Annotated in this window: 8 protein-coding genes; 4 read left to right on the top strand and 4 right to left on the bottom strand. The window is 54.8% G+C overall.

Going from position 1 to position 9,645, the window contains the following annotated elements:
* The first annotated feature begins 353 nt into the window (after positions 1 to 353).
* On the top strand, positions 354 to 1,424 hold the full coding sequence (locus tag OEZ71_RS20120; RefSeq protein ID WP_263741884.1) for a glycosyltransferase: 1,071 nt from the start codon (positions 354 to 356) through the stop codon (positions 1,422 to 1,424).
* Here OEZ71_RS20120 and OEZ71_RS20115 read toward each other — a convergent pair.
* Complete coding sequence (locus tag OEZ71_RS20115) at positions 1,411 to 2,328, bottom strand: ABC transporter permease (RefSeq protein ID WP_263741883.1); 918 nt, start codon at positions 2,326 to 2,328, stop codon at positions 1,411 to 1,413. The genes OEZ71_RS20120 and OEZ71_RS20115 overlap by 14 nt on opposite strands.
* A 36-nt stretch (positions 2,329 to 2,364) precedes the next feature.
* Between OEZ71_RS20115 and OEZ71_RS20110 the strand changes: the two genes are divergently transcribed.
* The 3 genes from OEZ71_RS20110 to glf all read left to right on the top strand — a co-directional run bounded on the left by OEZ71_RS20110 (position 2,365) and on the right by glf (position 5,610).
* Complete coding sequence (locus OEZ71_RS20110) at positions 2,365 to 3,696, top strand: sugar transporter (protein ID WP_263741882.1); 1,332 nt, start codon at positions 2,365 to 2,367, stop codon at positions 3,694 to 3,696.
* Between the two features lie 25 nt (positions 3,697 to 3,721).
* Complete coding sequence (locus tag OEZ71_RS20105) at positions 3,722 to 4,378, top strand: ABC transporter ATP-binding protein (protein WP_263741881.1); 657 nt, start codon at positions 3,722 to 3,724, stop codon at positions 4,376 to 4,378.
* An 83-nt stretch (positions 4,379 to 4,461) separates the two neighbouring features.
* Positions 4,462 to 5,610 (top strand): UDP-galactopyranose mutase, encoded by a 1,149-nt coding sequence (gene glf / locus OEZ71_RS20100; RefSeq protein ID WP_263741880.1) that lies wholly within the window; start codon positions 4,462 to 4,464, stop codon positions 5,608 to 5,610.
* 49 nt (positions 5,611 to 5,659) lie between these two features.
* Here the strand turns inward: glf and OEZ71_RS20095 are convergent, their stop codons facing one another.
* The 3 genes from OEZ71_RS20095 to OEZ71_RS20085 all read right to left on the bottom strand — a co-directional run bounded on the left by OEZ71_RS20095 (position 5,660) and on the right by OEZ71_RS20085 (position 9,359).
* Positions 5,660 to 6,421 (bottom strand): hypothetical protein, encoded by a 762-nt coding sequence (locus tag OEZ71_RS20095; protein ID WP_263741879.1) that lies wholly within the window; start codon positions 6,419 to 6,421, stop codon positions 5,660 to 5,662.
* A gap of 113 nt (positions 6,422 to 6,534) precedes the next feature.
* On the bottom strand, positions 6,535 to 7,437 hold the full coding sequence (locus tag OEZ71_RS20090; RefSeq protein ID WP_263741878.1) for a hypothetical protein: 903 nt from the start codon (positions 7,435 to 7,437) through the stop codon (positions 6,535 to 6,537).
* A gap of 110 nt (positions 7,438 to 7,547) precedes the next feature.
* Complete coding sequence (locus OEZ71_RS20085) at positions 7,548 to 9,359, bottom strand: glycosyltransferase (RefSeq protein WP_263741877.1); 1,812 nt, start codon at positions 9,357 to 9,359, stop codon at positions 7,548 to 7,550.
* Between the last annotated feature and the right edge of the window lie 286 nt (positions 9,360 to 9,645).

The raw sequence follows: 9,645 nt of genomic DNA, 5'->3' as shown, positions 1-9,645 counted from the left end.
CGGTGTGACGGTGGCGGCGTCAGGGCCGAACACGCTGGTGACGTTCTCGGATGTGAGCGTGCTTCTATTCGGCATCAACCCGGGCGACATCGACGCGAGTGATTTCGTCTTCGGGTAAACGGCCACAGCCTTTTCCTTAGACGGACGAGGCTGCCGCAATTGCGGTTCTAACCGCGCGCTCATGCGCGTTATTAGCTATGATTCTTTTCGTACCGCGTCGTCGGGATGACACGGGGAAGTTCTGTGGCCTACCCGGCAGCCGTGTTTAAGTTTGACAATCCGCCATGAATATGTGCTCTCACCGGGTCAGGGTTTTGCCCGTCGTGTCAACTCGAACATGTGATTTGAGGAAGATGAACACCCGGATGAAGGCAATGCAAAGCCCTAAGATAACCATTTCCGCCTGTCCCGAGCAGGAAATGGCGAACCACGGTCCGGTGCCATCTCGTTTGGTCGCGGTGGTGGTCACCCACAATCGCAGCACGCAGTTGGAAAAAACCCTCGAAACACTGCTCGCTGCGGCGCCGGAAGAACTACACGCGATCATTGTCGTCGACAACATGTCGTCTGACGGCACGGACGCGGTGCTAAACCGTTACCAGACCTCGGTGCCGGATCGGCTGACGATTTTGCGATCAAAGGTGAATTTGGGCGGGGCAGGCGGTTTTGCGCTTGGCCTGCAAAACGCCGTCGCGCTTTTTGACCCCGACTGGGTTGTCGTTATGGATGATGACGCCCGTCCCATGCCCGGCGCGTTGAACAACTTTCATTGCTTGGATCGCTCACATTGGGACGCAATCGCCGCAGCGGTTTACTTCCCCAGTGGCGAGTTGTGTGAAATGAACCGGCCGTCGCGCAATCCATTTGCCAATTTGGGGCGGTTTGCGCGTCTTGTTCGTTATGTCGCCGCTGGTCGCGGTCGCGACGGTTTCCATATTCCTCGTGCCGCCTATCTGGATGACCGCCCGGTATCGATTGATGCCGCCTCCTTTGTTGGCCTGTTTCTGTCCCGAAGGGCAATCCAACTGGTTGGATATCCCGATGCGCGACTGTTTCTTTACGGGGATGATGTGCTCTATACGCTCAGTCTTGTGGCGGCTGGTGGTAGGATCTGTTTCGATCCCAGGGTTCGTTTCGAGCATGAATTCACGACTATAGACGCCGCTAAAAACCGGTTCACACCTCTCTGGAAGAGCTACTATCACCACCGTAACTTGTTGATTGTATACCGTCAGGCCGCAGGGGTGGTGTTCTGGCCTGCGCTTCTCTTAATCCTGCCAAAGTGGTTTCTGAAAGTCCGGCACCATGCGGGGGAACGAACAGCATTTTTGCGACTGTTACGCCGCGCTGTAACCGACGGCCTCATCGGCCGTCTCGACGTCACCCTCACAGAAATCAAGGCCGTTGCGATCAGCGATCGTTGAGAATGTCCAGGTGGTACTTCCTCAGCATAGTGAAACTGAACGTAATAAGAGTCAGCGAGAGAAAGATCACGAAGAACGGACTCACATATTCTGCTGAATACATTGGATAGAAACCGGTTCGCATTTCCCCGATGATATGGATCAGGGGATTGAACCAGAGAATGCTTTGTATCGTGCGCGGCAGATCCTCATATACAAACAGTATCCCCGAGGCGAGAAAGAGCGGCCGGGAGAAGATGGACCAGACAACTTCCCACACTGGAAAAACACCAATCAGCAGGCAGTTTACACTCCCCACACCAAAGCCAAGAAGCGCCGCCATCGCCGTGGCGGAAAGAATCCGAGTTATGTCAACAACGACATTCGTTTCCGTGAAAATGAAAATACCGCTCATGAGAAGGTAAATCACAGTGACACCGGTAAGCGTGTTTAGAACCGCGCGCGCCAGCAGGGCGTCCATCCATGAAACGGCGGGGTACATAAGCAGGGGCCGCGAGAAAACAAGCGCCCGAGAAACGGCATTCATAAGGCTTTGATAGAGCGAGAATGGCAAGTAACCGGTCGAGTAGAACAGGACAAAACTTGTGCCAAGCGGAGGGTGTCGGATCAGCAACGAGAAGGCCAAAGCAAGTATGAGTATCGCGCCCAGCGGTTCAAGAACGGCCCATATATAACCGCCCGGCGACCTCCCATAAGTTGTTGCCATTTCTCTAAGTACCAGGGCAAATATCGTCCTCGGCGCAGCAAAACGGCGCGCCGGTGCTGAGATTCGCGGTAATGCTGCGGGTTGGGCAACATGACCGTCCGGAGAGCTTGGAGGAGAGGCGCGTGACATCCGTGTGGTGACCATGCTGGTGTTTTTTTCAGTGATTATGTAGATTTGCGGTGGAGAGGTCAATTTCACGTGCGGCGAGGTAAGTCATTGAATAATGCCGGGAAAATGGGCCAGAAGCCGCGGCGTGATCCAGATGCGCTGCCGGAGCGATCGGAAAGAGTACGGTCGAACTCCGCTTCGGCGCAAAATCGGCCCACCAGCACACCCGCTCCAACGCCTATTGCCGACGCGCCTGAAAAGCAATCGGACACTGATGCGCGGGGACGACGGGGCGGCGAGCGATTGACGACCCTCCGCCCGGTGGCAAGCCCTGCTCGTATGCGCAGTCGTCATTGGGGTCTTATCGCGAGTTTTGTGCTCGGCGTCCTTCTGCCAACCGCAGTGTCAATTGTTTACCTCTTTTTTGTCAGCGCGGATCAATTCGCGTCGACCGTTGGCTTCACCGTCAGAAGAGAGGAAGGGATTGACGCCACGGCGGGCCTTTTCGGCGGTTTAGCGCAATTCACCGGTACTGGCGTCACGTCGGAGAGCGACATCCTCTACGAGTTCATCCATAGCCAGGAAATAGTTGAGACGATCGATGCACGCGTGAACTTAAGAGGCATGTATTCACGTCACTGGCCGATTGATCCCGTGTTCGCCCTCGATCCTTCTGTAGCGATCGAAGACCTCTTGTTTCATTGGCAGCGTATGGTCCGGATATCATATGATCAGAGCACCCGGCTGATCGAACTGCGCGTGCTCGCGTTTTCGGCAGAAGACGCCCGCAGAATCGCTGACGAAATTCTCCTTGAGGGTCAAAGAAAGATCAACGACCTGAATACCGCCGCGCGACAAGACGTGATGCGTTACGCAAACGAGGATCTGGATGTTGCGCTGGAACGATTGAAAAAATCGCGCGAAGCCATGACCCAGTTCAGAATTCGCACACAGATCGTCGATCCGGATAGCGACATACAGGGCAGGATGGGCGTTCTCAGCACCCTGCAGCAGCAGCTTGCAGAAGCACTCATCGCCTATGATTTGCTGCTGCTGCAGACCGAGATGGACAGCGATCCACGAATTGCGCAATCGCTGCGCCGGATCGAGGTCATCAGAGACCGCATCGCTGCGGAGCGAAACACTTTCGCGACCGCTTCGCACGAAGTCGGGGAGTTGAGCGAGAATTATCCTGAACTCATTGCGGAATATGAAAGCCTGAGTGTGGACCGCGAATACGCTGAAGAGAGCTACCGGCTGGCGCTTGCAGCGGTCGATGCCGCGCGGGCGGAGGCAGCGCGGCAAAGCCTCTACCTCGCCCCTTTCATCCGGCCGACCCTTCCCGAGACATCGGAATACCCAAGACGTTTTGTCATCAGCGGGCTGGTCGCGGTGTTTTTGTTGTTGGCGTGGTCGATCCTTGCCCTCGCCTATTACAGCTTGCGTGACCGGCGTTGAGGCTGCCTGAAAGAGACATTCGACCGTGATCCAGTTTCAGAAACTGTCCAAGAGCTTTCGGGCCGGCAATGGCAGAAAGGTGGTGGTTAGAGAACTCGATCTTCTTCTGCCGGCCAAGAAGTCCCTGGCCCTTCTTGGCAGGAACGGCACTGGAAAATCAACGCTGTTGCAGATGATTGCCGGAACGGTCCGTCCTGATAGCGGACGGATTATTTCTGATGGAACGATTTCCTGGCCGGTCGGATTCGGAGGTTCATTCCATCGCGACCTCACCGGCGCGCAGAACGTGCGATTCATCGCCCGGATCTATGGTGTGGACACCGAAGAACTCGTCGAGTTCGTCGCAGAGTTTGCCGAGTTGGGAAACCACTACGAAATGCCCGTTCGGAGCTATTCCGCCGGTATGCGCTCTCGGTTGGCATTCGGTGCCTCGATGGGAATCCATTTCGACACGTATCTGGTCGATGAGGTCACGGCGGTCGGGGATGCGGCATTTAGACGTAAAAGCCGCGCGGTCTTCAAAGAGCGAATGAAGCATTCCGGCGCTATCCTCGTCAGCCACGAGATGATGCAGATCCGTGAATTCTGCGATGCCGGAATGTTGCTCGAAGATGGCCAGCTTACTTACTTCGATGACCTTGAAGAAGCCATTTCCGCACATCAATCCCTGATGAGGGGATGAATGTCAGCGGGCAGGAAAAGATCGTTGAAGCATCAGGACACCTATGAAACAACCGGCTGAAGTGTGATTTCGACGGGGGCGGCATGCATATTCTCATAGTAGGCGCCGGTCTGTCTGGTGCCGTGATCGGACGCGAACTTGCCGACGCCGGGCACAGAATTTCCGTGCTAGAAGCGCGGAACCATGTAGGTGGAAACTGCTATACCAAGCGCGACGCGAAATCAGGAGTGCTGATTCATGTGTATGGACCGCATATCTTCCACACCGACGACACTGAAGTGTGGGATTATGTAAATCGGTTCGCGACGTTCAAACCTTATCGGAATCGTGTCAAGACAACCGCCGGTGGCCGCGTCTATTCCCTGCCGATCAACCTCCACACAATCAACCAGTTCTACGGCCTGACATTGCGCCCGGATGAGGCGCGTGCCTTCATAGAGCAGCAATCGGACAAGACGATTACCGACCCGCAAACTTTCGAGGAGCAGGCGTTGCGCTTCGTAGGACGGGATCTCTACGAAGCCTTCTTTAAGGGATATACGCAAAAGCAATGGGGCTGTTCGCCAAACGATCTGCCAGCCTCCATTCTCCGGCGCTTGCCGGTAAGATTTAACTACGATGACAATTACTTCTTCCATCGGTTCCAAGGGATGCCGGAAGAAGGGTATACTTGTATGATTGAGCGCATACTCGATCATCCCGCAATCGACGTGCACCTTAACACCAGGTTTTCATCCGATCAGGCCTCTCGCTATGATCATACCTTCTACTCCGGTCCGTTGGATGGGTGGTTCGATCATAGGCTTGGCAGATTGGGATATCGCACGCTCGATTTCGAACATTTTGTTTATGAAGGTGACTATCAGGGCTGTGCAGTGATGAACTTTGGCGATTTGTCTGTTCCATTCACGCGGATCACAGAGCATAAGCACTTCGCCCCTTGGGAACAGCACGAAGGGTCTGTTTGCTATCGCGAGTTTTCCCGCGCTTGCGGGCCTGATGACATCCCCTACTATCCGATCCGGCTGGTCGACGAGAAGGCACTTCTCGGTGACTATGTAACGCTTGCCGAGGGGGTGGCGTCCGGCGTTACCTTCGTTGGCCGGCTGGGAACCTACAGGTATCTGGACATGGATGTGACGATCCGGGAGGCGTTTGAAACCGCGGCAGCTTTCAAAGCGTGCGTCGCCGATGGCAGCCGTGTCCCGGTATTTGTAAACCCGCCCCTCTAGGCACGAACATCGAGATCAGAGGCGCGATTTCGTGGTGGATCTCCTCGCCTCAGAACGCCCAGCCAAGCGACTTTCCACGCTTGACATAGGCCTCGGCACCAAGATCACGATACGCTCGCTCCGCCGCAGGGCTCCACAAAGCGTTTCGGTCGATCCCGATATTCGTAGCTTTTGTTTTGGTCTCAGCCGACAGCGTCTCGGCATAGGCACGCCGTGCATCATCCGCTGATACGCCAAGGCGTCTGCCGAGTTGTGTCATCGCTTTGCTGTCGGCGAGGACGTGATCAAAATTGACGAAATGGAACCTCTGCGGGTCCATATGAACGAACAACTCATCCTGAACCAACGTCGCCACACCGAGCATCTCACTGAAGATGCGCATGTGGGAAGGGCCGTGCCGTTCCAGGTAAAGGCAAAACGCGTCCTGATCAGAGCTCACGGCGTCGGATGCGAGCCAATCTATGTCCGTTCGACGAAATCTAAAATCGACGAATTCTGAGAGAAGAGTCTTACGAGGATGGCGATACGCACATATGAACGTGTAACGAGGAATAAGGTCCGGCAGATACGGAGCAGGAAAGTGGCCGAATGCCACACCACGTGGTGGAACCAGCCTGAGAGTTTGAACGAAGCTCGCACTTTTCATGACCGCTGCCGGCGTGGATGCGTTCACGGCCAGATCTACGGAATGCGTGTCTAGAAAGTAATTGGCCATCACATGATAGCCCGTGTTGGTGAATCCAACTCGACCGAGAAAGTCCGCAATAAAATAGGTTCCCGATTTTGGAATGGAATAGACGTAGATCTTCATATTCTCTTCAAGTCGCAACATGGTTATAGGCTTCTTGAGGATTGAACGGCTCTTTCTTAGCAGTGTTCGCAATGGTCCCCTAAGCCGCGCGGCCTGCCATCGACCTAAACTGGTCATTTGAGTTCACTCATGCGCGCCATTGCTTGGACGACGGCTGTGGTTTCCAAGTGTCGAATAGGCTCGGGGCCTTCAGATGGCAACGTCGTTTCGAAGGTAACACCATAAGTCTTCGCAACGGCAGCGTTATCTACTTGAAAGTAATTCAGTAACCTCTGTCGCAGAAGTCCGCCGAGCGCATGTTTGCGCGTGTCATTACGGAAGGCGCGTATGACCTTTGGTTTCAACTCTTGCAATCCCAGCCTGTTCAGTTCGGCAAGCACTAGGGCGCAGTTGGCGCTCGGGCTAAGATTCTTTTTCTGCATCGTTTCAGGCAAGACAACTGCGAATGTTTCGCCGAATGTGCGTGCGGCGCCGGAGAGCTTCACCTGATCGTAGTCGCGGACTACGATTTCTCCGAATGAAGACCAAAAATCGAGCAGGGGTTTAAATCGACTCCGGTTGAGTATTTCGGGGTCGAAAGCGAAATCTTCAATGCCCCGGGATTCATCACGAAACTTACAGTGCTGGTTCCAGAGGGATTCGATCAGGTAGTCTTGACGCCTAATATTGCAGTAGATCTTGACCTCGAAAGCGGCAAGGAAGTCGGCCAACGCTGCGAATTTAGAAAATCTCGGCTCAGAAAACCCCTCTTCGCTCAGAACAAGAGTGGTGCAGCCGGACTGGCGGAATTCCTCACTTAGAATCCTAGTTTCCGAGAGCAGGTCTTCTCCTCCCCTTAGTGCAGCCCGGAACAAGCTCCCGTGTTTTGCGTGCTCAGGAAAGGGTGGCCGGTCTGTACGAGCATACCACATTGCTTGGCGCGAAAGGGTTTCCCGATTTTGCTCCAATATGTCCTGCAAAGCAGTCGTGCCAGTCTTGTGGACGCCGATATGAAGGATCAGCCGCGGTTTTCCCATCTTTAGGCACTTTCAGTCAGCAAGAAACCACTCTGCGCGAAGCGAGAATCATAGCTACCGGCATCTGATTGGCAACAAAGCTTTTGTAAGGAGATGCCGAAACCTCTATCCTAACGCCTGTCGAACTGCGCCTTCCAAAAGTCGACATTCTGGTAGGCTTGAATTCTGTCGCTCCATGACGCCCCAGCTGCCTTCCGCTTTCGGCGGTACTTGACGGCAAGTCCGGCGGTCCGAAGCATTAGCGACCACATTCTCTTTCTTTCGGGGCGGTAGCGAAGATGAAAGGTTCTTGGTCCATTGGTCAGGACATAACCACGGCCGCGTACTGTCGCAGGTCGAACTGCTATATCCATGAAAACCGGATCATCGCTACGCCGCAGCGGTCCCAACCCGGTGACTGCCAGAGACGCAAGCTGTTCGACGATCAATTCCCGCATGTTTCCAGTCTTCAGCGGGGCACCGATAATGGGGTCCCGAGCCTTCCATGCGGCGCTCTCAAGTCGTTCAGGAGCATTGGTCTTGGCGATCGCCATAATCTCTTGGTGTAGATCTTCGGCGTCGCGGGATAGCGTTGCGTCGGGTCCGGCAAGAAAGTCCTCGATCGCCCGCAACCGCAATTCTGCCGAAAGGTAGTTGTGATTTAGAATTGAGGTGGTGACGAGTCCCGTGACATGCGCAACGGACAGTTGAGAAACCCTGGACGGGTAGGTCGCGCCAAAGATCAATCGGTTGCGAAGATCGTAGTAGTCCTGCCATCCCGAAGGTTTTGCATAGAATGGCTCATGCCAAACTGCGATGCTTGGCAGTGTCAGGGTCGGAACACCAGCCGCAGCAAGCCGTTGGCCGTATTCGAAATCGTCACCCCGAATAAAAATTGGAGCAGGCAAGCGGACATCGCGGCATTGTTCCAACGGCAGGATACAGAACCACCACGCGTTATAGTCGGTGTTCGCCGGCTTATCGAAATGGGCCAGTGCTCCCTTTCGGGTAAGGTCCACGTTGTGACAATATGGTTGAAGGCGATTGTCGTGCCTAATGAATGCTCCGGCTTCGTACATCGTCGTCGGCCGTAGCGCATCGATCATTGGCGCACCGAGGGCATAAGGCGCGGTCATGTGCTCGAGAAACTGGATTGCGCGGCCAATCATCCGTTCGTCAAGAACGATGTCATCGTCCATCAACAGGTGATGTGTGACAGGTTCATCTGAAGCAAGAGCGTCAAAGATCGTTCTGGTAAACCCACCACAACCGCCCAGGTTCCGCTGCTCAGTGCAACGGAATTTAGGTTTTTGTAGTAAATTACGGATTTTGTCAGACGCGAAAGGTTGACCTTGGTTGACGACGTGGATTGCATGGATTGAATCCGTGTTTTCGACGAGGGAAGCAAGCCGCTCCAATGTCCTTGCGAACATCTTCTCTTGGTTGAAGGTGCAGAGTCCGATCGACAGTGACAGTTTGCGTTTGGGAGCGCTTTGCGTCGAGAAGAGCATTCCGGCGACTGTGCATTCACCAGCGGCTTTGATCGTCACATGCCGACGGTGTGGGCCCTGGCCGTTGAAGGGATGCGTTTCGGAAAGCTCCGGCAGCGAGATCTTGTGATCCTGCAGTGTCGTCGAGGAGATCGATTTCTGGATAACGACTTCCTCACCCCAGTCCGTCGTGTCGACAATCTGGACAACAGCGCTGCCCTTCAGCCGGACAACCAGCTGTATGTCCCTCACGGATGTGTATTTTACCCAGTAGGATAAATAGAGAGCGCCGAAAAAAGTGTCGGTACTGATTTTCGCGCCATCATCAAGCACCAAGACCTCTGGCGTGGTGCCGTCGCTCGCGGGAACAATCGCAACGGTGCCTGTGGATCTGAAGTAGAGCTTTCGCGGGAAACCGGCCCTTGGCAACAGGAAAGACTGAATAGCGTGCATCAAAGGGCGTCCGGTTGTGTTGTCGGGTCGCCTTATAGGACGCGGGAAGTGGGCTATCAAGCACCGCACGGCTCATGACATTTCGAACCGTGCCAAGCTAGCGGTTCTGTCTCTTCCTACCCGAACACGAAATCACTCGCGTCGATGTCGCCCGGGTTGATCCCGATGAGCAGAACGCTGACATCCGAGAAGGTCACCAGCGTGTTCGACCCTGACGCCGCCACCGTCACACCGCCGAAATCGACGGCCCCCGACGTGATCCGGATCAGGTCCAGCCCGTCCTCGA

Source organism: Albidovulum litorale, from assembly GCF_025751495.1.
GTDB classification, from domain to species: domain Bacteria; phylum Pseudomonadota; class Alphaproteobacteria; order Rhodobacterales; family Rhodobacteraceae; genus Albidovulum; species Albidovulum litorale.
The sequence above is the reverse complement of the archived record's forward strand: the minus strand, read 5'-3'. Positions and strand labels throughout refer to the sequence as shown.